19 protein-coding genes are annotated in these 23,227 nt (G+C 39.2%); 15 read left to right on the plus strand and 4 right to left on the minus strand.

Translation table 11 applies throughout. The features are described from left to right. Window positions 1–208: 208 nt before the first annotated feature. From MWJ95_RS05945 to MWJ95_RS05965, 5 genes are all read left to right on the plus strand, one after another. Window positions 209–850 carry a hypothetical protein gene (locus MWJ95_RS05945; protein WP_249104749.1) on the plus strand — a complete coding sequence of 214 codons (642 nt, stop codon included), beginning with the start codon at window positions 209–211 and terminating at the stop codon, window positions 848–850. Next, window positions 847–1,434 carry a redoxin domain-containing protein gene (locus MWJ95_RS05950; RefSeq protein ID WP_249073426.1) on the plus strand — a complete coding sequence of 196 codons (588 nt, stop codon included), beginning with the start codon at window positions 847–849 and terminating at the stop codon, window positions 1,432–1,434. Before MWJ95_RS05945 ends, MWJ95_RS05950 begins: the two co-directional genes overlap by 4 nt. 419 nt (window positions 1,435–1,853) lie before the next feature. Further along, on the plus strand, window positions 1,854–3,299 hold the full coding sequence (locus MWJ95_RS05955; RefSeq protein WP_249073425.1) for a S41 family peptidase: 1,446 nt from the start codon (window positions 1,854–1,856) through the stop codon (window positions 3,297–3,299). 198 nt (window positions 3,300–3,497) lie between these two features. Next, complete coding sequence (locus MWJ95_RS05960; protein WP_249073424.1) at window positions 3,498–4,679, plus strand: PDZ domain-containing protein; 1,182 nt, start codon at window positions 3,498–3,500, stop codon at window positions 4,677–4,679. Then, window positions 4,679–4,915, plus strand: coding sequence for a DUF2198 family protein (locus tag MWJ95_RS05965; RefSeq protein WP_249073423.1), 237 nt, complete (start codon window positions 4,679–4,681; stop codon window positions 4,913–4,915). Before MWJ95_RS05960 ends, MWJ95_RS05965 begins: the two co-directional genes overlap by 1 nt. Window positions 4,916–4,973: 58 nt before the next feature. Here MWJ95_RS05965 and MWJ95_RS05970 read toward each other — a convergent pair whose 3' ends face one another. Together MWJ95_RS05970 and MWJ95_RS05975 are read right to left on the minus strand one after the other, a co-directional pair. After that, window positions 4,974–5,300, minus strand: coding sequence for an AzlD domain-containing protein (locus MWJ95_RS05970; protein ID WP_249073422.1), 327 nt, complete (start codon window positions 5,298–5,300; stop codon window positions 4,974–4,976). Next, complete coding sequence (locus tag MWJ95_RS05975; RefSeq protein ID WP_249073421.1) at window positions 5,297–6,028, minus strand: AzlC family ABC transporter permease; 732 nt, start codon at window positions 6,026–6,028, stop codon at window positions 5,297–5,299. The genes MWJ95_RS05970 and MWJ95_RS05975 overlap by 4 nt, the downstream gene beginning before the upstream one ends. A 124-nt stretch (window positions 6,029–6,152) precedes the next feature. Between MWJ95_RS05975 and MWJ95_RS05980 the strand changes: the two genes are divergently transcribed. The 9 genes from MWJ95_RS05980 (at window position 6,153) to MWJ95_RS06020 (ending at window position 20,195) form a co-directional block, all read left to right on the plus strand. After that, a complete protein-coding gene (locus tag MWJ95_RS05980; RefSeq protein ID WP_249073420.1) occupies window positions 6,153–6,704 on the plus strand; it encodes a helix-turn-helix domain-containing protein in 552 nt (183 codons plus the stop codon). Between the two features lie 11 nt (window positions 6,705–6,715). Further along, a complete protein-coding gene (locus tag MWJ95_RS05985; RefSeq protein ID WP_249073419.1) occupies window positions 6,716–7,345 on the plus strand; it encodes a TVP38/TMEM64 family protein in 630 nt (209 codons plus the stop codon). A gap of 474 nt (window positions 7,346–7,819) precedes the next feature. Continuing rightward, window positions 7,820–11,329 carry a helicase-exonuclease AddAB subunit AddB gene (addB, locus tag MWJ95_RS05990; RefSeq protein ID WP_249104750.1) on the plus strand — a complete coding sequence of 1,170 codons (3,510 nt, stop codon included), beginning with the start codon at window positions 7,820–7,822 and terminating at the stop codon, window positions 11,327–11,329. 1 nt (window position 11,330) lies between these two features. Next, window positions 11,331–15,047 carry a helicase-exonuclease AddAB subunit AddA gene (addA, locus tag MWJ95_RS05995; RefSeq protein WP_249104752.1) on the plus strand — a complete coding sequence of 1,239 codons (3,717 nt, stop codon included), beginning with the start codon at window positions 11,331–11,333 and terminating at the stop codon, window positions 15,045–15,047. 75 nt (window positions 15,048–15,122) lie between these two features. After that, window positions 15,123–16,289 (plus strand): DUF418 domain-containing protein, encoded by a 1,167-nt coding sequence (locus MWJ95_RS06000; protein ID WP_249104754.1) that lies wholly within the window; start codon window positions 15,123–15,125, stop codon window positions 16,287–16,289. 195 nt (window positions 16,290–16,484) lie between these two features. Continuing rightward, window positions 16,485–16,667, plus strand: a complete 183-nt coding sequence (locus tag MWJ95_RS06005) for a hypothetical protein (RefSeq protein ID WP_249104756.1) — start codon at window positions 16,485–16,487, stop codon at window positions 16,665–16,667. 71 nt (window positions 16,668–16,738) lie between these two features. Next, window positions 16,739–17,641, plus strand: coding sequence for a fumarylacetoacetate hydrolase family protein (locus MWJ95_RS06010; protein ID WP_249104758.1), 903 nt, complete (start codon window positions 16,739–16,741; stop codon window positions 17,639–17,641). Window positions 17,642–17,821: 180 nt separating this feature from the next. After that, window positions 17,822–18,190: a YisL family protein gene (locus MWJ95_RS06015; protein ID WP_249104760.1), complete on the plus strand. Its 369-nt coding sequence runs from the start codon at window positions 17,822–17,824 to the stop codon at window positions 18,188–18,190. 538 nt (window positions 18,191–18,728) lie between these two features. After that, window positions 18,729–20,195, plus strand: coding sequence for an alpha-amylase family glycosyl hydrolase (locus MWJ95_RS06020; protein ID WP_249073413.1), 1,467 nt, complete (start codon window positions 18,729–18,731; stop codon window positions 20,193–20,195). A 70-nt stretch (window positions 20,196–20,265) separates the two neighbouring features. Here MWJ95_RS06020 and MWJ95_RS06025 read toward each other — a convergent pair whose 3' ends face one another. Together MWJ95_RS06025 and MWJ95_RS06030 are read right to left on the minus strand one after the other, a co-directional pair. Then, window positions 20,266–21,123 (minus strand): DegV family protein, encoded by an 858-nt coding sequence (locus tag MWJ95_RS06025; protein WP_249073412.1) that lies wholly within the window; start codon window positions 21,121–21,123, stop codon window positions 20,266–20,268. 367 nt (window positions 21,124–21,490) lie between these two features. Further along, window positions 21,491–22,300: a Cof-type HAD-IIB family hydrolase gene (locus tag MWJ95_RS06030; RefSeq protein WP_249073411.1), complete on the minus strand. Its 810-nt coding sequence runs from the start codon at window positions 22,298–22,300 to the stop codon at window positions 21,491–21,493. Between the two features lie 120 nt (window positions 22,301–22,420). Here MWJ95_RS06030 and MWJ95_RS06035 point away from each other — a divergent pair, with 120 nt between their 5' ends. After that, complete coding sequence (locus MWJ95_RS06035; RefSeq protein WP_249104762.1) at window positions 22,421–23,185, plus strand: prolyl oligopeptidase family serine peptidase; 765 nt, start codon at window positions 22,421–22,423, stop codon at window positions 23,183–23,185. The last annotated feature ends 42 nt before the right edge of the window (window positions 23,186–23,227 follow it).

Consider the following 23,227-nt stretch of genomic DNA (forward strand, 5'->3'; position numbering starts at 1 on the left):
TATAGCTTTTTTTATATTTCTGTGTAAATTGAAAGCGACGGATAAAACTACACTTAAATACCTTGTAGGGTATTTCAATAAAATTGCTCATAAAAAGTCTATTTTTTTGATGTTTCAGGGAGATTTTTTGAACACAGTGTAAAATGGCGGTTCCTAGAAAGATTATATGCTATGCTGAACCTATCTTTTCTTGTGGAGGATTTATTAGTTGAATAATACAGAATGGTTCTCTATTCGGACATTAACATTACCGGCAACAGCTGTTGCTCTTCTTGTGGCATTTTTCATTGTATGGCTAGTTTTACGGGTGCAATTTACGAAGAGGTGGGCGGAGGTATATGGGGACGTCGTTTTTACCTTTATTCTCGTTTGGAAATTCAGCATAATTATTACTGATTTTAAAGCTGTTATCGCTCAACCATTTGTGCTCCTTTATTTCAATGGTGGAACAATTGGTGTCTTTTTAGGAACAATCGCAGCATCGCTACAGCTTTGGCGGAAGAACAAAAAAGATCGGTTTGACGCAACTGGAATTACTGCCTGTACTTGGGCGATCATTTTAACGCAATCGATCTATCAATGGCTTGTGGTGTTATTAAATGATAATCAAACAAGTAGCGAATGGATTACTTTAATTGTGCTAAGTACAGTAACAATCCTCATACTATGGAAAATAACAGTGATCAAACGTGCTTTATTTTTATATACGATTGCTCTAATGATTGTTGCCTTCTTTCAGCCACATGGTTTTTGGCAACCGGCTGTTGGGGTGAGCGTCCTATTACTTATAGTAGGTATAGTAATACAGCATTTTGCTGACGTAACTAAATTATTCGGAGGTAAGGAATGAAAAAAAATATTGGACTACTTATCGTCGTGTTATTAGTAGTCGCGATGATTGGTACATATGTTAAACAGCAGATTGATAAGGATCGTGAAATCGAAGCAGCTTCTTTAGGAAAAGAAATGGAAGAGCGAAAAGTTGGATTGAAAAATGGAGATACGCCACCGGATTTTACGTTAACAAGTTTGGATGGCGAAGACATGACCTTGAGTGATTTTCGTGGAAAAAAAGTCGTGTTAAATTTTTGGGCAACCTATTGTCCACCATGTAAAGCTGAAATGCCACATATGCAAAATTATTATGAACAATATGCTAAAAAAGATAATGTAGAAATAATAGCTGTCAATTTAACAACGTCTGAACGAGATGTTACAGAGGACGCAAAAATAGATTCTGTCATGACATTTAGAGATAGTTTCGATTTAACATTTCCTATTTTACTCGATCAGAAAGGCACAGTAGGCTTCGATTATCAAATATTAGTCATTCCTACAACCTATTTTATTGATTCAAATGGATATATTCAACGTGCTATTAAAGGGCCGATGAATGTAGAAATGTTAAAAAGCTATGTAGATGCATTAGACTAACCAAATCATAAATTTCGAAGAATCTGCTCGTTTTCTGGAAGAAACGAAGCAGATTTTTTTTATGTAAATATTTCCTTACATATTAGTACCCGCGAGTTGTGAATGAATACCCGCGGAAGGAAGGTAAATACCCGCGAATGAGGACAGAATACCCGCGGAAGCAGGGTAAATACCCGCGAATGGCGAGAATACCCGCGGAAGGAAGGAAAATACCCGCGAATGTTGATAGAATACCCGCGGAAGGAAGGGAAATACCCGCGACTGTTGATAGAATGCTCACGCAAGGAAGATAAATACTTGTGAATTGCAATAGAATACTCGCGAAACAAAAATCATAGTATTCAACAAATTATTTGAAGCTGAATCTTGTATGTTTGAAAAATAAGATTCATACAGTAAAGAGACGGAGGAGGGAAGGTTTGCGCAAAATAATGGCTGGTTTCGGCGTACTTGCCAGTAGTCTATTGCTAGGTAGTGGGATTTATTTTGACTGGTTTCATTTAGGGGATAAAAAGGAGCCGGTTGTTGCTGAGGTTGATTCGATTAATGAAGCGTTGAATTTAATTGAGAAAAAATCTGTATACAGTACGAAAAAGGATGTTTTAGTGGAGGGCGCGCTTCGTGGTATGGCAGATGCTATTAAGGACCCTTACAGCACCTATTATTCGAAGGAAGAGGCAGAACAACACCGACAAATGTTGGCCGAGGAAAGAGTGGGCATTGGGATCGAGCTAACTGAAAATAACGGGAAATTTATTGTTGTGTCTCCTGTCCGTTCGTCCCCAGCAGATAAAGCAGGAATGCGCTCTCTTGATGAAATTGTACAAGTTGATGGTGTTCGGGTAGATGGTAAAAAGATGAGTGAATTAATGCAATTAATTCAAGGAGAAAAGGGAACGAAAGTAACGATTGTCGTCTATCGTCCAAGTGAAGATAAACATATTAAAATGACGATGGAACGAGCAGCAATTTCCAATAAAACCGTAACGAGCGAAGTAGTGAATGTAGAAAATACGCCGATAGGTTATGTAGAAATCTCACTTTTTGGTGAGAAAACGGCGAATGAGTGGGTTGCCGAAACGAGTAAGTTGCTTCGGAAAGATGTAAAGGGGATCGTCATCGATGTGCGGGATAATCCAGGTGGTTATTTACATAGCGTCGCAGCGCTACTGAGCACAGTATTAGAGAATGGCAAAGTGTTTGCCTATATGCAAAATGCTGAAGGTGCTATGGAACCGTTAAAAACGGAATCAAAAAGCTTTGATGAAAAATATTTGCAAACGATGTACAAAATGCCGATTGTTGTTTTACAGAATGCGGGCAGTGCATCTGCTAGTGAAGTATTGAGTGGTGCTTTAAAAAGCTGGGGACGTGCTTCCCTTGTGGGTGTCAAGAGTTTTGGGAAGGGAACAGTGCAGGAGTCTTGGTCTCTGAAAAATGGTGGGGAGCTTAAATTGTCCACAAATAAATGGCTGACACCAAAGCGCGAATGGATTCATGGGCAAGGTATTGAGGCTAATTTAGTCGTTGAACCGAATGAACTATTCGCTTTCCAAATGCATCCGTTATCTGGAAAGTTTAAAGCGGGCGATATGAGTGAGGAAATTGCTTATACACAAAATGCTTTGAAAAAGCTAGGCTATAAAATTGCTCGTTTAGACGGTTATTTGGATGAATCGACGGAGGAGGCTGTTAAGCTTTATCGTGAAGATAAGAAATTGAAAAAGGCAGAAGGTGATTTTAATATAGACACTACCTTCTTTAACAGCTTAAATGAAACGTTGAAAAAATATAAAGAGGATCGTCAAAATGATTTACAGTTCCAAATGGCGACAAGCTTTTTGTTGCACAATATTGAAGAATAAATACTATTTTTTTGTACAGAGGAAGAGGCTTCTAATGGTTCATCTACACAGCTGAGCAACCATTTCATTTAACATAACACCCGCTGAATACGATAAAAAAGGAAGAATAGCAGCTTTCTACTAGATTGTACTACGCAAGAGTGTAGTCGTTTGATACAATAAATTCATAGTATTCAAGATAGAATGGCGGGTGTTCGTATGGTTAGTGATATATTAATAGAAATTGTAACAGCGATTGGCCGCTTTTTAATTAACCCATTATTGTATATCGCAATTTTATTTGCGGTTTTATTAGGTTATCGTCGTGTAAAGCAGGAGCGGAAATTTTTTAATAGACGTATTGTTTGGGGTTGGACAGAGCTAATTGTTCAATGGAAATATGGTTGGTTAAATGCCCTACTTATTTCATTAATAAGTGTTGGTTTAGGTTTAACTGTACCAAAAACTTTTTTAATGATTTTAATCGTTATTTCTGTGTTGGCGCTATTATTGTTCTTCATCAATGCGCTGTCACCTATTTATACGATGGGGCTTGCGACGCTAGCTATGTGGTTGATGTACCATTATAATTGGACATTTTCTTGGTGGAAAATTTCGTTAGAAGGTGTCAATTTATTAGATGGTTCCATTATAACGATTACGATTTTAGCAGGTCTAGGTGTGATTGCTGAGGCTATGTTCATTCGTCGAACAGCCATGAGGGTCACGACACCGGGGATTGAAAAGACGAAGAGAGGTATGCAGGCAATTGTCTATCGTTCAAGAAATGTATGGGTTTTGCCTATTTTCTTTGTCATACCTGGGGATGTTATACCGGTAGATTTCCCTTATTGGCCACAATTTACATTGGGGGAGAGTAACTTTGCACTCGTACTATTTCCACTTGTTTTAGGCTTTTCAAAGCTTTCTAGAAAAGAATTACCGGCTTTGCAATTGCCTAAAATTGGCCGAGCAGTACTCATACTGGGGCAGTTCATTTTAATAGGTGGACTTGCTGCAGCTTTGGAGCCATTTATCGGCTTTATCACGTTGGCAATTGGTGCGGTGATTCGTATCATTATTTCAATCTACTATGCGTTGCAAGATAAAACGGACATTTATGCGGTTGCTCCTAGTTCAAAGGGAGCTATTATTGCGGCAGTTTTACCTGATTCACCAGCTGAAAAAATGGGCTTGCTAGCAGGTGAATGTATTCGTAAAGTAAACGGTCAGGCCATTTTTACTGAAAATGATTTATACGAGGCTTTGCAATTAAATGCTGCACATTGTCGTCTAGAAGTAGTAGATCGTAACAATGAAATTCGCTTAACCCAGCATGTTATCTATAGCAATGATCATTATCGTATTGGATTATTACTAGCTGAGCAGAGGGATATATGATGGATGTTTTCGGGAAAATGATGTTAGCGTTATTTTTACCAGCATTACTCGTATTATTGTTTACTAGAATTACGTTTAACCGGTATGTTGCTTTCATATTGGCAATTGCGCTTATTGCGGCATCTGTTTATGCGGGATACACTTCACCACCTATTATATTCGTCATCGATGCTTTTTCATTAACAGTAGGCTTTTGGCTAGCCAGTAAAATGAAAAAAAACAAAGGTACAGTTTAAGTTACTATAAAAGGTCAGTCAAAAAGTGATAGTTTTCTCACTTTTACGACTGACCTTTTTACATGAAAAATCTTACGGCTGCCATAATGATAACCCCTGCTACAACTGTAATAGATAAGCTTTTGGTCACAAGTGCAATAATAAGTGTTGGCACAAATGTAATAAATACAGGCCAATCGAGTGAAACAATTTTTCCGCTTTCAGTATCCAGTAAGTTTTCAATTACCAGAGCACTCAAAATACAAACTGGGATAAAGCTTAGCCATTTTAAGACAACCTCTGGTAGTTTGACATTTCGGACGAATATAAACGGAATAATACGTGGTAGCCAGGTAACAAGTGCACAGCCAATGATGAGCCATACCATAGTAGCGGACGTCGTCATTTATCTGTCACCACCCCTATAGTTGCTACAATAACTGTTGAAAGAAGAACAGCCACATGCGAAGGCACGATATAAGAAAGACCATACATAATGACAACCATATAGCCGATTAACATAAGATAATGCATTATTTTATTTTTACCTATACTGCTAAGCTGAAGAACAAGAAGTGCCACAAACATAGCAATCAATGCGAAATCTAAGCCCCATTTCTCAGGAGTTGCTACCCATTGACCTAAATATGCGCCAGTTACACAAGAAAGAATCCAAAATGAATAAGCCGTTATATTCAGGCCATCCATCCATTTGCCATGCAGCTTACCCGTTTGCATTTGCTTTGTAACTGCCACACCAAATGTTTCGTCGGTTAATAACGTACCGAAACCAACATTTCTTAGCATGGAGTAGCGTGTGAAATGAGGGGCTATTGTTAAACTCATTAGTAAATGGCGTAAATTTACAACAAAAATGGTTACAATAATAGCAGAAGCAGGGCTATTTGTTAAAAGAAGTGCACAAAAGATAAATTGTGCGGAACCTGCATAGATGAGTATCGTTAAAAGTGCTATTTCGAGTACAGATAAGCCCGAAGCGGAACCTACAACACCGAAAGCGAGTCCTATACTAATATAACCGAGTAAAGTGGGAATACAATCTTTAACGCCTTGTAAAAAGCTATCATCTGGCGTGTTTACTATGTCCTTCTGAAAATCAGTTGTACTTGTCATAAATAGATCGTCCTTTCTTAAAAATTTCCATGTATACTAATGATGGAATAGTTTGATAGTTCTTGATGTTTATTAAAGTATACATATGTCTTATAAAATAAACAATAGAGATTGGTGAATTAATATGGAACAAATGAGTCGGAATTTAGCATTCCAATTAAAGAAGATCCGGCAGCAGCGCCATTTAAGCTTAGATGATGTTGCCAAGGCTACAGGAGTAAGTAAAGCGCAACTTGCACAAATTGAAAAAGGAGAGGCAAATCCTACAGTATCAACGATTTGGAAAATAGCTGCAGGAATGCGCACTTCATTTTCTTCGCTATTGCAAGCACCGACAGCACATTTCATGAAATATAGTAGTAAGGATGCACCACATGTAGATGAAGATGAAGGACGCTATCGTGTGTATTCCATTATTCCTTATAATCCCGAACGCGGCTGGGAGCTTTATAAGATTGAAATGGAGCCTGGTGCTTTTAGTAGGAGTGAGGCTCATACAGAAGGGGTAGAGGAAACCGTAACTGTCATCCAAGGACAAGCTACCATTTCTGCTGGGGAGATGCATGAATTCCTGGAAGAAGGGGATACACTAGTATTCTCAGGGCATCAGCCACATGAGTATAAAAATACTTCGGAAAAGCTAACGATTTTACATTTAATATTGCAATATAAATAGAGGTGTCGATTGTGAGTGAATGGTTTACTGTAGACAATATTGAGCAAATTGCAGCGCAATATCGAACGCTTGGCCCGGTCATTGGTTTATTACTACCTTTTATAGAAGCGTTTTTACCATTTTTACCTTTGGTCGTGTTCGTTGTTGCCAATGCGAGTGCATTCGGTTTATGGTTAGGTTTTTTATTATCTTGGATAGGTTCTGCAGCTGGTTCTTATGCAGTATTTTTACTTGTCCGTCATTATGGCAAGCATCCAAGGCTTAAATTTGTAACAGGCAGTAAAAAAGTACAGCAGCTAATAAAATGGGTAGATATGAATGGGATTAGTCCGCTGTTTGTGTTACTTTGTTTTCCTTTTACGCCATCAGTCATTGTAAACATTGTAGCGGGGCTATCTCATATTCATAAAAAGTTTTATTTAGTGGTGTTATTGGCTGGGAAGTTCGTTATGATTTTAGGTATGAGTGTGCTTGGTTACGATTTAAAGGCGCTCCTAACAAGCCCTATAAGACTGATTATTGCGGCTGTTGCGATTGTCGTGCTTTGGTGGATTGGCAAGCTAATAGAGAAACGCTTAAACGCGCGTGTAGAGAAAGATTTAAAACAAGCGCGAAAATTGACGAAAAATCATTATCAATGAAAGTTGAATATGCACATCTAACCCCTTTTATCATGTAAAATGAGAGAAGGGGTTTTTTATCTTCATGCAGAAAATATTTTCTGTGTGTCAGATACAATTACGCCAAAGCGAAATTGATTTTACAAAATGGTATGCAATACTCGAAAAACATTGAGTAGCGCTTAGATAAAATATTTAAAATGCATAGGTAGAGTAGGAAAGTGATCGGGGCAATGTGAAAAGTGATCAGGTAGAGTAGGAAAGTGATCGGGGCAATGTGAAAAGTGATCAGGTAGAGCAGCAAAATGATCGGGTTAGTGCAAAAAGTGATCAGGTAGGACCGCAAAGTGATCGGGTCAGTGCGAAAAGTGATCAGGTAGAGCAGCAAAGTGATCGGGTCAGTGCAAAAAACGCTCAGGTAGACCCAGCCAAGCCCAAATGTTCACAACAACTATCACTTTTTTTAAATAGATTTTAACAGGAGGAGAAAAGTACATGACATTGCGAATTGTATCAGGACGTTCAGGGACGGGTAAATCAACGTTTATTCATCAGGAGATTGTCGAGCAACTAAAATCAGATCCGTTAGGTCATCCAATTTTTGTGATTGTACCTGACCAGATGTCGTATTCAACGGAGTATGAGCTTACGAATAAGCATGGTTTACAAGGCTTAATCCGTGCGCAGGTCATGACCTTTAAACGATTAGCATGGCTAGTATTACAGGAAACGGGTGGTATTGCTCGAAAAGAAGTAAACGGCTATGGCTATCGAATGCTTATTCGTAAACTTTTAGAGGAACAAAAAAGTGAGTTTTCGTTATTTCGACAAGCAGCTGGGAAACGGGGCTTTACGGAGGAAATTGAATCGTTATTACGAGAGTTTAGTCGTTATAGTGTAAATAGTACGGTGTTAGCGGACGTGACAGCCTCTTTGCAGGCCATTGATGCGCCTAATACATTGCAAGCGAAGACGAATGATTTACAAGTTGTTTTACAAGCTTTGGAGGAACGACTTGGCACGACATATGTCGATAGTGAGGGATATTATCCAATTTTAACCGAGCAACTAAAACACTCTGAGACGATGAAGCAGGCGTCCATTTATATAGATGGTTTTACAGCATTTACAGTAAGAGAATTAGAGCTTGTAAAAGAGTTATTAAAGGTAACGAAACAGGTAACTGTAGTTCTGCCCTTTGACCATATCGAAGAAGTGTATGATGAGCAATCTTTATTCCATGAAGCCGCTTCTACGAACCAACGTTTACACGACATTGCCTATGAAGAAGGCATTGAAGTGGATGCACCATTGCATTTCTACAATACGTATCGTTTTCAATCGAGGGATTTACAACATATGGAAAATAACTTTGCGGATATGGTGCCTCAAACGAAAGAAACTTCAGGTGATGTCATGGTATTTGAAGCATCTAATCGACGTGCGGAGATACATGCCATTGCCCGGGAAATAACAAAGTTGACAAGAGAGAATGGGTATCGTTATCAAGATATCGTACTTCTTTATAGACAAGCAGAAATCTATGACCCACTTATTACAACAATTTTCCAACAATATGATATTCCTATTTTTACAAATTCGAAAAAGACGATGCTGCATCATCCTTTAATTGAGCTTAGTCGATCTGCTTTAGAGGTTATTACTTCCAATTGGAAATATGAACCGGTTTTTCGTAGTGTGAAAACAGATTTATTTTTCCCGTTACATGCTGAGTTAAATGTTTGGCGAGAACGTGCGGATCGTTTAGAAAATTATTGTTTAGCACAGGGTATCTTTGGTGAGCGCTGGTTTGAGGAGGCTCGCTGGTTTTTCAAAAAGTATCGTGGACTTGAATTCCATTCACGGGTGCAAACGGACGAAGAACGGGCGATGCAGGCAGAAATCGAGGCTATTCGTGATGAAGTTCGTCAACCGCTTAAAGTATTACAGGACAAGCTGGAAGTAGCGACAACATGCCGAGACGTAGCGACAGCTTTATTTGAGTTGATTGAGGGTTTAAATGTTTATGAAAAGCTTCAAGCAATGAAGGACCGTGAACTTGATCGGGGAGACGCATTAGCTGCAAGTGAGCATGATCAAGCGTGGAAAGAATGGATTGCAGTACTCGATCAATTTGTTTATATGTTTGGTGAGCAGGAGATGTCCGTAGAGGAAGCGGCGAAAATTTTAGATGAGGGCTTTGATACATTAGAATTTTCGCGTATCCCGCCTACATTAGATGAGGTTATGGTAGCGACAGTTGATTTAGCTCGTTTATCGAATATAAAAGTCGCTTTTGTCTTAGGGATGAATGATGGAGTCTATCCAACACGTATGGATTATGAGGGATTGCTATCAGATACTGAACGTGAATGGTTTAGTCAAATTGGTTATGAGCTTGCGCCAACATCTAAAAATCGTTTGCTGCAGGAAAATTTCTTGTTATATCGTGCTTTAACGACACCCTCCGATAAATTATATATGTCCTACCCAACGGCAGATGAAGAGGGCAAGGCGCTATTGTCCTCACTCTATATCAAGAAAATTATCGGCAACGATAAAACGGCAGGCCTATTGAGCGGTGTTGAAGTCGAGCGAGTGGTGATGGATCCAATTGAATTACTGGATGAAAATGCTATGCCGTATATTCGTCATCCTCGTACAGCTTTGGCACATTTAATGGTGCAAAAACGCCAAGCTGAACATAGCAGGGAGCTAGCGCCAGAGTGGCTTGCTTTACAAAAATTTTATAAACAGGACCCTTATTGGGCACTTGTTTATGAACGAGTGTTACATCCAATCACACATAAAAATGAAGCAGAGCCATTAGAAAACTACATTACGCAGGAATTGTATGGTCAAAAGTTAACTTCGAGTGTGTCGCGTATTGAGAAATATTTCCGATGCCCATTCTCACATTTTACAACGTATGGGCTTCATCTAGAAGAGCGGGCAGAGTACAGACTAGAAACATTTGCAATGGGTGATTTATTCCATGAGGCATTGAAATGGATTACTGAAGAGACCCACCGTCTGCAACTATCATGGATTCGTTTAACACAGCAGCAAATTAAACAATTAGCACGACAAGCCGTAGAGCAAATTGTGCCGGTATTTTCACATCAAATCTTACTGTCAAGTGCGCGTTATCGTTACATTCAACGCAAGCTTATTCGTATTGTCGAGCGAACAATGACGGCACTTACGCAGCATGCCAATGTATCTCACTTTAAGCCAATTGCCATTGAGGCATCATTTGGGCCGGGACAAAATGAACAGCTACCACCACTTGAAATTGATTTAACAGGTGGTCAGAAAATGTTTATGCGGGGTCGTATTGATAGGGTGGATAGTGCGTCTATTGATGACCGCTCTTATTTACGGATCGTCGATTATAAATCATCAGCACGTGATTTAGATTTGAATGAGGTTTACCACGGATTGTCTCTACAAGTACTAACGTATTTAGATGTAGCAATGGAAAATGCCTCTTATTGGCTACCAGGTGAAACGGAGCCAGCTGGGGTTCTGTATGTACATGTACACAACCCAATGCTTAAGCTTGATAAGGATTTAAGCGACAGCGAAATTGAGGAAGATCGTTTAAAACAATACAAAATGAAAGGTCTTTTGTCAGAAAATGCGGAGGCCATTTTATCGATGGACGAGCAATTAGAGGAATCGAGTGGGCATTCAAAAATTATTCCTGTCTATATGAAAAAAGATGGGACACCGTCAGAATCTCAGTCACGCATCGTCCCTGTTAATGATATGAAAAATCTACAGCATTTTGTACGACGCAAGCATCAAGAAGCTGGGGATGGGATATTAGCAGGGGATACCTCTATTAGTCCTTATAAACTGAAAACAAAAACAGCCTGTGACTACTGTCAATTTACAGCTGTTTGTCAATTTGACCCATCTGATGGTAAGCAAAGCTATCGTCAGTTACAACAAGCAAAACCGAATGATATCGTCGAGAAAATTCGGAAGGAGATGAAGTAAGTTGGTACAAAAAATACCTGAAAAGCCAGCGGAAGTGACATGGACTGACGATCAGTGGAAGGCCATCTATGCAAGTGGTCAGGATACACTTGTATCGGCTGCGGCAGGCTCCGGTAAAACGGCAGTACTCATTAATCGCATGATTGAAAAGGTTGTTGCCACAGAGAACCCTATCAATGTGGACGAGTTACTTGTCGTAACCTTTACAAATGCATCCGCTGCTGAGATGCGTCACCGTATGGCGGAGGCACTTGAGAAGGCTATTGCAGAAAATCCAACTTCCAACCATTTGCGACGTCAGCTAAGCCTCGTTAATAAAGCGCAAATTTCAACGTTGCATTCCTTCTGTTTAGCCATTGTTAAGCAGTATGCCTATATGCTAGATATTGACCCAGGCTTTCGTATAGCGAATGAGGCAGAGGTTGCTTTGCTAAGGGATGATATATTAGCAGAGGTTTTAGAGGATGCTTACGATTCTGAAGATGAGGCACAGGTTCAGGCAATCTATCGTCTTGTTGATAGTTTTACATCGGATCGTGATGATCAAGCAATAGAAACATTAATAAGCAAGCTTTATGATACGTCCCGTGTGCATGCAGAGCCTCAAAAATGGCTTCGTAGTCTACCAGAGACATATGACTTAGCAGCGGACGTGACAATTGATGATTTAGAGCTGTCGAAATATGTGAAGTTAACAGTCAAGCATAGTCTTGAGGAGGCATTCGTATTAATTTCAGAAATGCGTGCGATTACACTACAGCCCGAGGGACCTGCACCATATGCTGAAACCGCCGAAATGGATTTTACCATGATTCAGGAAGGTATTCGCATTAGTCGTGAAGGAACGTGGCAAGAACTTTTTGATTATTTTGGAACGGTAAAATGGTCAACTTTAAAGCGTGTATCAAAGGATGCTTTAGTGGATGTGGAGCTACAGGAGCTTGCCAAGAAAAAACGTGAAGCAGCTAAAAAAATTGTGAACAAGCTTAAAGAGACTTATTTCGTTCGGACTCCTGCGCGCTTGCTTGAAGAAATTCGATTAATGGGTCCGACGATCGGAACGTTAGTCGAATTGACCAATGTGTTTAGTGAACAGTTCCGCATGGCAAAGTTAGAACGAGGAATTATTGATTTTTCAGATTTAGAGCATTTTGCCTTGCAAATATTAACTGTAGAAGTCGAAGGCGAATTACAGCCTTCACCGGTTGCTCTTGATTTAAAGCACCATTTTAAAGAAGTTCTTGTTGATGAATATCAAGATACAAATATGCTTCAAGAAACCATCTTACAGCTTGTGAAAACAGGTAGTGAGCAAGATGGAAATCTTTTTATGGTTGGGGACGTCAAGCAAAGTATCTACCGTTTCCGTTTAGCAGAACCGAAGCTTTTTATGCGCAAGTATAGTGAGTTTCTAGAAGCACCAGATTTAACGGGAATGCGTATAGATTTAAACGCTAATTTCCGTAGTCGAAAAGAAGTGTTGAACGCTACAAATTATGTATTTGCACAAATTATGGGTGAGCGTGTAGGGGAAATTCTTTATGATGAAAATGCTTCATTAAAGCCGGCAGCACCCTATGACGACCAAGAAGTTCCGGTAGAGCTAGTCATCATGCATCCTCCTGAAGACGAGGAGCTGGATGAAGAGCAAGAAGATACTGTAAGTGACGCCTCTGAATTAGAGGAATTAAAAAAATCACAGTATGAGGCACGTTTTATTATTGAGCGTATTCGGCAGATGATGGAGGAAGGAACAACCGTTTTCGATACAAAAACGAAGACAGAACGCCCGTTAAAATATAGTGATATTGTAATTTTAATGCGTTCCATGACATGGTCCACAGACTTAGTCGAGGAATTTAAGCTTGCGGGAATCCCGCTCTATGCGGAATCCTCTAAAGGATATTTTGATGCGCTTGAAGTCATGATTATGTTGAATGTACTAAAGGTTGTCGATAATCCATATCAGGATATTCCTTTAGCATCAGTGCTGCGCGCTCCATTCGTTGGCTTAACAGAAAATGAGTTAGCCAAAATTCGACTAGCTGATAAAAAAGCGCCATTTTATGATGCATTACGGCAATTTATTCGCAGTGATGGGCATGGTGTGCAGTCTGACACTTTTGTGAAGCTTCAACGATTTATGCTAGCCTTTGAAAACTGGCGGGATTTGGCACGACGTGGTTCACTGTCAGATTTAATTTGGAAAATTTATTTAGACACGCATTATTATGAGATGGTTGGGGCGATGCCGAATGGTAAGCAGCGTCAGGCTAACCTACGCATTTTGCATGACCGCGCCTTAATGTATGAAAAAACAGCTTTTCGTGGACTATTTCGTTTTTTACGTTTTATTGATCGTATGCGTACGCGTGGGGATGATTTAGGAACAGCTAAATCGATTGGAGAAAAGGATGATGTTGTCCGTCTCGTAACGATCCACTCTTCAAAAGGTTTGGAATACCCAGTTGTCTTTGTTGCTGGGATGGGGAGACCGTTTAATAAAATGGATTTCCATAATCCATATTTATTCGATCAAGATTTTGGCCTTGCTGTGAAGGCGATTGATCCAGAAAACCGTATTACGTATACATCCCTACCATTTTTAGCGCTAAAGGAGAAAAAGGAGCTTGAAATGCGTGCGGAGGAAATGCGTGTCTTATACGTAGCGATGACACGTGCGAAGGAGAGACTTATTTTAGTAGGCTCCGTGAAAAATTGGCGTAAAACGCTCGATAACTGGCAAGATGCTCAAAGTTTACCAACAGATGCCCCTTTACAGGAGTATTTACGCGCGAGAGCGAATAGTTATTTTGATTGGCTTGGACCTGCAGTTGCTAGACATGAAGATTTTGCATCGATTACTTCTTCCGCTTATAAGCCATGTGAAGACGTATCGCATTGGTGGGTACGTGCTGTTGATACAAGTCATTATGCGTATGATATACAGGCGTTAGAGGATGAGGTACAGCCGTTGCTAGAAACGCCAGAGGACGAAGCTTTGCTGTCAGAAATTACGATGCGCTTTCAAGCACAATATGCATTTCAAAAATCAACACAAAAACGCTCAAAAACATCTGTCAGTGAAATAAAGCGTTTAGAAAATCTACAGCGACAGGAGGAGCCGGAATATTACTTTTCAGTTCCTTCTAAGCAAAAAGCGACAACTGTTGCACCCCGTCCAACGTTTTTACAGGACAAACAGCTGACAGGTGCAGAAATGGGAACAGCTGTCCATACAGTCATGCAGCATGTACCACAAAACGGCTTTATGAATGTACAGGAGGTTCAGGAGTTTGTCACTGATTTAGTAGCAAGGCAACTTCTGACCGAGGCCGAGGGGAAGGTCGTTCCGTGTAAAAAGGTATATAATTTCTTTACGACAGACATTGGACAACGTTTTAAAAATGCGAAAACAATCCGGAGAGAACTACCATTTACGATTAGTAGAGTAGATGAAGATGGCGACGCTCAAATTGTACAAGGGATTATTGATTGCTTATGTGAGGATGACAATGGTGAATGGATCTTGCTTGATTATAAGACAGATCGTATCCAATCCCATTTTGCGGAGGAACCAGCATTAACGAAGGAACTTATAAACCGATATGGTGTCCAACTCAGAGTTTATAGTGAAGCGATTGAATCTATCCTTCACATCAAAGTGAGTGATAAGGTTCTATATTTATTCGATATTGAACAGGCTTTATATGCATAAGTGCACTCGGTGAAACAGGGCTACTTCTTAACGCCCTGTTTTCACCATATTGTTATAAGATAGGGAGGCTATTTTGTGGAGTTAAAACCAACAATGTTGCAGGAACGCAACGCAACATTAGATATTTTACGAGGTATTAGCTTGCTAGGCATTTTACTCGTTAATATGTTTGCCTTTTATTTGCCAATGCCATATATTGATTTGGCATCATGGTTTACAACACCGTCAGATATAGTGTGGCAGCAAAATTTGGATATTTATGTACAAAGTAGCTTTTATCCACTGTTTGCCATGTTATTTGGCTATGGGCTTGCGATGCAATGGCAGAAAGCACAAAGTCGTGAACAAAATTTTTATACGATAGGACTACGAAGACTTTCTGTTTTATTTGTATTTGGGTTGATCCATGCCGTGCTCATTTGGTGGGGCGATATTTTGATGATGTATGCATTTTGCGGCATATTTTTACTGCTTTTACTACGTTTACAACCGGTTTGGCTATTATCAATCGGTATTATGATTAGCGGTGTTATGCAAGTGTTTATGTTATTTTTTGTAGGGTATATTCATTTTACGATGAAAATAGATGAGTATTTAGATATTACTTCGGTAGAGCAAGCGATAACTGCTTACGGAACAGGGAGCTGGATGGATGCGTTTATGCAACGTTTAACCGATTTATCTGTTCAGGCTGGGATCGGCATGTGGTTCGTGGCATTATTTACAATTTTACCATTTATGTTGATTGGTGCTGCGGCCTCTAAATGGCGTTTAGTGGAGCGAGCGAGGGAATTAAAATGGCTTTGGCTAGTATTAGCAATAGCTGGGTTAGCAGCTGGTATTTTTATTAAGAGCTTACCGGTCTTGTTTACGCGTACGTATTTATTTGACTACTTGAAGGTATACATAGGTGGTCCGATTTTAGCAGTTGGCTATACGGGCCTTATTGTTGTACTTTGTTTACTTCCATTTGTATCAAAGTTATTAAGTCCTTTTGCCAAAATGGGGCGCATGTCGTTAACGATGTACATCCTTCAATCGATCATTGGCACATGTTTATTTTATCAATTTGGATTTGGCTGGTATGGAAAAGTAAGCGTCACAACAGGCGTGTTAATTGCAGTCAGTATCATTATTGTCCAAATGATTGTAGCAGAAATTTGGCTAGCGAAATGGCAACAAGGCCCGTTAGAGGCTTTATGGCGCAAGTTAACTTATAAGGCGAAAACTAAAGCAAGTTAATTATTTTCAGCGTGCCGGCAACATATAGTTACTGAATACGTCTTGTATAATTAAGAATATACAGTTTGGCTCATTATAAAAAGTTTGGGATAGCATTTGTAAATAAGTTGATTGTAGTGGAGACTGGGCGACTCCTCGGGGATTAGCAATAGAGGAACGAAGGCTAAGAGCATCACATCCTGTGATAACGCCTTCGTGACCAACATCGTGTTGCCCCGAGACCCTGGAGCGAGCAACGCGAGTGAAGCGGCTCATTGGACGCCACCAGGAAGCTCTGCTCTGCGCGAAAGCGAAGCGTCAGCGGCAAAGCGCCCAGTCGGAACGAAATCAACCACACGTTACGGTGAAGAGCCTACAAATTATTATGAATTAAAATAGTTATCGCAAAAGTAAGGCAATTTCTATAATTTTGTTGTATTATGTAAAAAAAAGAAGGAGCTCTGAAAATCATGAAAATTTTATCGTTTAAATTAGGTGGACATGTAAGCTTTGGACCAAAAGTAAAAAAAGAAGAAGCGGTATGGGATGTACTCGCTATTCAAAATGAACTTCAAGTTCTCCCTTCTTTTTCAAGTTCAATTGTAGATGGTATTGCACTAGGCTTTGATTTTGTTGAACAGATTCGTAAATTAGTAGAAGCCGCTGAAAAATCAGATCGTGCTGATAGCTTCAAACGTGAATTTACAGCAATCGAGTGGCTATCACCGATTCCACGTACGCCAAAAAACATTATGTGTATTGGGAAAAACTATGATGAACATGCTAAAGAAATGGGTGCAGAGGCAGCACCGATAGATTTAATGGTATTTACAAAATCTCCGACTGCTATTGCTGCAGATGGGCAAACAATTTCTATCCATGCTGATCTTTCATCGAAAATGGATTATGAAGGTGAATTAGCCGTTGTCATTGGCAAACGTGGTAAAAATATTCCGAAAAACTTAGCATACGATTATGTATTTGGTTATACGATTGCTAATGATGTAACAGCTCGTGATTTACAAGACAAACATAAGCAATTCTTCTTAGGAAAAAGCTTGGATGGAACTTGTCCACTTGGACCTTACCTTGTAACAAAAGATGAAATTCCGAACCCACAAGATTTAACAGTGGTAACAAAAGTGAATGACGAAGTACGTCAAAACGGCTCAACGAAAGATATGATGTTCTCTGTAGAATCATTAGTATCGATTTTATCTCAGCACGTAACATTAGAGCCAGGCGATGTTATTTTAACGGGTACTCCAGCGGGTGTTGGCAAAGGCATGAATCCGCCACAATTCTTAAAAGCTGGTGATACTGTGAAAGTATCTATCCAAGGCATCGGCACGTTAGTGAATCATTTCGAATAATTTTTTCAAATCCGCGTGAGTGTGTCTCCGCGGATTTTTAACTTATTACAGCTGATTCGGACGTAATTATGCCGAGGGAATTAATGTATATTATATGAACACTATTGTAATGTTTGAAACCCTTTCCATCACATGGTAGGATAGAGTTTGATAGAAAAAAGAATATGAGGTGGGACAATAATGAGTTTCTTAACTAGCCAAACGCATTTGCATATTACTACTTGGGTAGTTGCAATCGTAATCTTTTTAATTGCAGCATTAATGGGCAAGCAGTCAAAAGGCTTACATATGACATTACGTTTATTCTACATTTTAATTATCATTACTGGTGGGGCACTATTCATTAAAGGCATGGATTTCAATATGGGTATGCTCTACGGCTTTAAATTCCTAGGTGGTATTTTAGTTATTGGTATGATGGAAATGGTTTTAGTTCGACAAAAGAAAAATAAACCAACAGGCATGTTTTGGATTTTATTTGCAGTATTCTTATTCATTACATTGTTCCTAGGCTTCAAATTACCAATGGGTCAAGATTTCTTAGCATAATTGTTTGAAAAAGTCGTGAAGATTTCGCTTCACGGCTTTTATTTTTTGAGGAAGGTAAACTGATCAGGTAAGCCGAAGAAGCGCTCGGGTAGACCAGAAAAGTGATCGGGTACGCTGGAGAAGCGCTCGGGTAGACCAGAAAAGTGATCGGGTTAGCCGAAGAAGAGCTTAGGTAGGTCAGAAAAGTGATCGGGTTAACCGGAAAAGTGCTCAGGTAGGTCAGAGAAGTGATCGGGTTAACCAGAAAAGCGCTCGGGTAGACGAGAAAAGTGATCGGGTACGCCAGAAAAGCGCTCGGGTACACCAAAAACTGATCAGGTACGTCAGAAAAGTGATCAGATCGGTCGAAGAAGTGCTCAGGTAACTCGAAAACTGCTAAAGCCCCCCGACCAAGCCTCCGAATGAATTTATAGGAGAAGTTGACACCTTTTTGCCGTAATTCATTTTGCAATTTCAGAAAATATTTTGAAATCATAGCGACGCGACTATTTTATTTGGTAAAATGACGTTGGATTGGTTTGAAAGAGAGGGAATAAAAGTGAAATTCAAGAAGTGGATAAGTGCGACAGCTGCATCGCTGTTACTAGCAACTTCGTTAGTAAGTGCTACACCAGTTGCACATGCTGATGAAGCGTCGACAAGAACGATTGCAGAAGAAAGCATCTATGATTTACTCGTTGACCGTTTCTTTAATGGTTCGGGCACTAACGATTTTGATACAAATACGAAAGACCCTACTAAATTTGCAGGAGGCGATTTTGCAGGTTTACAGGATAAACTTAAATTTATCGGTGAGATGGGCTTTACAATCGCTTCCATTGGTCCGATCTTTGCTACAGAAAAATATGATGGGTCGATGCCGACGAGCTATTCTACAATTGAGCGTCATTTTGGGACATCTGATGAGTTTCAGAGTGTCATCGAGGCCTATAAAGCTAAAAATGTATCGATTATGGTTGATTTTCCACTAAACAATGTAAGTCCGAATCATGAGTGGGCAAAGGATCCAGCGAAAAAAGACTGGATTACTTCAACAAATAATGGACAAGTACAGTGGGACTTAGCAAACAAAGATGTACAAGATGCACTTATTAAATCAGCAACAGATTTTGTCTCTACATATGATGTTGGGGGAGTACGTTTAACAAATATTGCTGGGGCTGATAAAGAATTTATCAATGCGGTAATTAAGGCATTAAAAGATACGAAGAAATCGCTCTATGTGATTTCTAATGAAGAAAGCGATGCAAACTTTGATGCAAGCTTTTCTAAAGCTTCAGCGGATATTTACCGTAATATCTTTAAAAATGTTGATATGGATTCTTCTAAATTGATGGAACCTGTTTCAGGTGAGAAACCCACTCAGATTATGGTTGATTCGCTAGAAACGCGTCGTTTTACATTTGATTCAGCTGCAGAAAATATGTTTCCACCAACACGTTTAAAAATGGCAATGGGTGCTTTATTTATGATGCCGGGAATTCCTGTTGTGCAATATGGAACAGAAATTGCGATGAACGGGGAAACAAAGCCAGATACGCACCAAATGTTCAATTTTAAAACAGATGATGAATTAATCGAATATATTAAAAATGTTCAATCTTTACGTAATAAATCTGCGACATTGCGCAACGGTGATTTTGAAGTTATTACAAATGAAAATGGCCTACTTGTATTTACACGTACCTCTGATAAAGAGAAATGGGTCATCATGGTTAACAACACTAGTAAAACACAGCGCGTTGATTTAACACCTGCTCAGCTTGGGGAAGGTAAAATGTTAAATGGTATTATACATGAAGAAAAAGTTCGTATTAATGAAAAAGACGTTTATCCGGTTATATTGAATCGTGAAATGGTAGAAATTTATCAAGTTAGAGATGATGAAGGATTTAATATACCTTATATGGTAGCGCTAGGATTAGTATGGGTTCTATTCATAGGATTTGTAGTTGTTATTATTAGACGAGGTAAAGTACGACGTAAAGAGCAAGATGCTTCATAAACCATTAGTTAGTGGAGGCTCCACTGATTAGTAAACCCCCTCAACACATGAAGTGCGGAGGGGGTTTTTGTTAAGCTTGATAGCTTTTATTCGTAAAGAAGATGGCAATTGTACCTGGACCTACGTGTGAGCCGATAGCTGATCCAATCATTGTTACTTGAATGGCCATTGGTGAAAATCTTTCTTGGATAGAAGCTTTTACTTCGTTGGCAAATTCCACATCATCACTATGGCTAATCCCAACAATTTTCTCAGAAAAATTATCTCCACGTTCTTGCATTAAATCTAACATGCGAGCGATGGCTTTTTTGCGTCCGCGGGATTTTTCAATCGGCACAAGCTTACCGTCCTCAACATTTAAAATAGGCTTAATGCTTAGAAGCCCCCCAAGGAATGCACTTGCCTTTGATACACGGCCACCTTTAGCGAGGTAATCTAAATCCTCAACTGTAAATAGATGTTCTATTTGTGGGGCAAGAGCTGTAATTTTTGCTTCGAGTTCCTCTAATGAAGCACCTGTATTTCGAAGTCGAACAGCTTCTTCGACTACTAGGCCAAAACCAAGTGAAGCGCATTTAGAATCGATGATCGCTAATTTAAGGGATGGATATTGCTCTTGTACTTGATTGCGAATCATGACTGCCGTATTATAGGTGCCCGATAATTCTGATGAAAAGGCAATATAGATTCCTTCTTCATCATTTTTTGCTAGATTTTCAAAATGCTTAAGAAAAAGCTCTGGTGATACTTGGGATGTTTTTGGGCGAGCACCTTGACGAATCGCATCGTAAATTTCTTTGGAATCAATTGAAATAACATCATCATATTCATTATTGTTCAATTGCACTCGTAGTGGAAGTAGTTCAATATTGTTTTCTTCATAGTAAGACTTTGGTAAATCGCATCCACTATCAGTAAAAATTTTCATCATTTGTCCCCCTAATTTAACATTCTTATACCTATACTACATAACAGGTGAAAAAGTGTCGAGCTTTCACTTTCAACGATGTTATGCTGATTGTTTCCTAATAAAATGTTATATAGATATATTATCATATAGCGTTTCAGTATAATTGCAAACCAGGAATAATGAAAAATGTCAACTTTATACAATAGGTACCCATTCTAGGTCTGTTTAAAGGTAAACTAAAAAAATGACTCATCACTATAATGTATGGTTGATTTTCGTTTTTACTGAGCGCTTTCATAGGGGAGTAGGATGAGCCGCTTGAGCCAAAAGGATGTTGATCATAGTCTCTAATCCACTTCCATACATGCCCACAACTTTTACTTAATTAGGTTAATTTTAAGCGATCAATGAGTATTTTAGCGATCCCATCGTCGTTATTAGTTGTGGTAATTTCATTGGCAATATTTTTTAAAGCAGGAATGCCATTGCCCATCGCTACACCGATGCCAGCGTAATCAATCATTTCTAAATCGTTATCTTCATCGCCGAATGCAATAATACGGTCGCGTGGGATACCTAAATCTTTTGCTACATGAGCGATTCCCACTGCTTTATTTAAGCCGCGGCGAACAATCTCTATAATGTGAAGTGGAGCTCCCCAGCGACGATGTTCAATGACCTCAGCATGAACAGCCTGTAAATGATCACGAATAATCATGGAATTTGCTTCATTAGCTTGAATGAGTAAACTAGTTGGGTTATCAAGTAAATGGGTATAGAGATCTCCAAGAGTAATTTTTGGATTCCCCATATTAAAAATATTTAATATCCGTTCATCTTCTGTATGCACATAAATATCGTCTTTAACCTCTGCAATAATATTTTCGTATTCATAGCTATTGATGGAATCGACGACATTATGCACTACGCCTAAATCAATAGGAGTATGCATAGTCTGCCAAGCAGCATTCTTTGGATGGTGGACGTAAGCACCATTAAAATTCACGATGGGCGTTGTAAGGCCAAGCTCGTGATAGTATATATCACTCGCACGATAAGGACGACCTGTAGCAATCATAACTTGATGGCCTTGTTCTTTTGCCTGCAATAATGTTTTTTTAGTTTTAGCTGAAATTTGTTGTTGGTCCGTTAATAACGTACCATCTAAGTCCAAAACGATTAAATGCGGTTTCATAGCTTATTGCCCCTTTCTATAATTTGAATAGTATCGCTTTGTAAACCATTCGTCAAAATTTTGTCACAGTGAGAAAAGTTTGCTAACATAAAGATGAGACAAAAATTGGGAGTGACAAAGATGATTGTTGAGAAAGAATTGTGGGGAAATATTCCTTTATTACATATACATACGGAAAATATGAATGAAGAAACCCCGGTAGTGATTTTTTTACACGGTTTCACGAGTGCAAAAGAACATAACTTACATTATGCATATCAATTAGTAGGCAGAGGGGTGCGTGTCCTATTACCAGATGCAAAATTACATGGCGACCGTAGTGAAGGCCTATCTGAGATGCAACTTAGCTTACATTTTTGGGATATTGTTTTAAATTCTATTCATGAAGTGGAACAATTATATAATGAATTAAAGAATAAAAAATTATTAGTGAATGATAAAATTGGCGTAGCTGGTACATCGATGGGCGGAATTGTAACATCGGGCTGTTTAAAACGTTATGATTGGATTCAAACAGCAGCTGTATGTATGGGTGCACCAGGTTTTCTTAAATTAGCGGAATATCAATTACAGCAATTCGCTAAAAGCGGTGTGAATTTGCCGATGTCCGAAGAAAAAGTACAACAAACGAATGAGCTTCTAGCTAAATACGATATCAGCCTAACACCAGAAAAATTTGCAGGACGACCTGTCCTATTTTGGCACGGGGAATTAGATAAAACTGTACCTTTCAATGATACGTATCATTTTTATTTAACTTTACAAAAATATTATAAAACAAATCCAGAAAACTTAAAATTCTTAGCTAATCAAAAAGCGGGCCATGCTGTGTCACGAGATGGTATGTTAGCAGCAACTGAATGGCTTGCTCAGCATTTGGCATAATAAGATGCATCTGCTATGATTAAGTTAACACTGTGACGGAAG

The organism is Lysinibacillus sp. Bpr_S20 (assembly GCF_023337835.1).
Classification (GTDB): Bacteria; Bacillota; Bacilli; order Bacillales_A; family Planococcaceae; genus Lysinibacillus.

Excerpts from the sequence above, each read along its gene's own strand:
- MWJ95_RS05950 (WP_249073426.1), top strand. The coding sequence starts at position 847 with ATGAAAAAAAATATTGGACTACTTATCGTCGTGTTATTAGTAGTCGCG.
- MWJ95_RS05960 (WP_249073424.1), top strand. The coding sequence starts at position 3,498 with ATGGTTAGTGATATATTAATAGAAATTGTAACAGCGATTGGCCGCTTT.
- MWJ95_RS05965 (WP_249073423.1), top strand. The coding sequence starts at position 4,679 with ATGGATGTTTTCGGGAAAATGATGTTAGCGTTATTTTTACCAGCATTA.
- MWJ95_RS05970 (WP_249073422.1), bottom strand. The coding sequence starts at position 5,300 with ATGACGACGTCCGCTACTATGGTATGGCTCATCATTGGCTGTGCACTT.
- MWJ95_RS05975 (WP_249073421.1), bottom strand. The coding sequence starts at position 6,028 with ATGACAAGTACAACTGATTTTCAGAAGGACATAGTAAACACGCCAGAT.
- MWJ95_RS05980 (WP_249073420.1), top strand. The coding sequence starts at position 6,153 with ATGGAACAAATGAGTCGGAATTTAGCATTCCAATTAAAGAAGATCCGG.
- addB (WP_249104750.1), top strand. The coding sequence starts at position 7,820 with ATGACATTGCGAATTGTATCAGGACGTTCAGGGACGGGTAAATCAACG.
- MWJ95_RS06010 (WP_249104758.1), top strand. The coding sequence starts at position 16,739 with ATGAAAATTTTATCGTTTAAATTAGGTGGACATGTAAGCTTTGGACCA.
- MWJ95_RS06015 (WP_249104760.1), top strand. The coding sequence starts at position 17,822 with ATGAGTTTCTTAACTAGCCAAACGCATTTGCATATTACTACTTGGGTA.
- MWJ95_RS06025 (WP_249073412.1), bottom strand. The coding sequence starts at position 21,123 with ATGAAAATTTTTACTGATAGTGGATGCGATTTACCAAAGTCTTACTAT.
- MWJ95_RS06030 (WP_249073411.1), bottom strand. The coding sequence starts at position 22,300 with ATGAAACCGCATTTAATCGTTTTGGACTTAGATGGTACGTTATTAACG.
- MWJ95_RS06035 (WP_249104762.1), top strand. The coding sequence starts at position 22,421 with ATGATTGTTGAGAAAGAATTGTGGGGAAATATTCCTTTATTACATATA.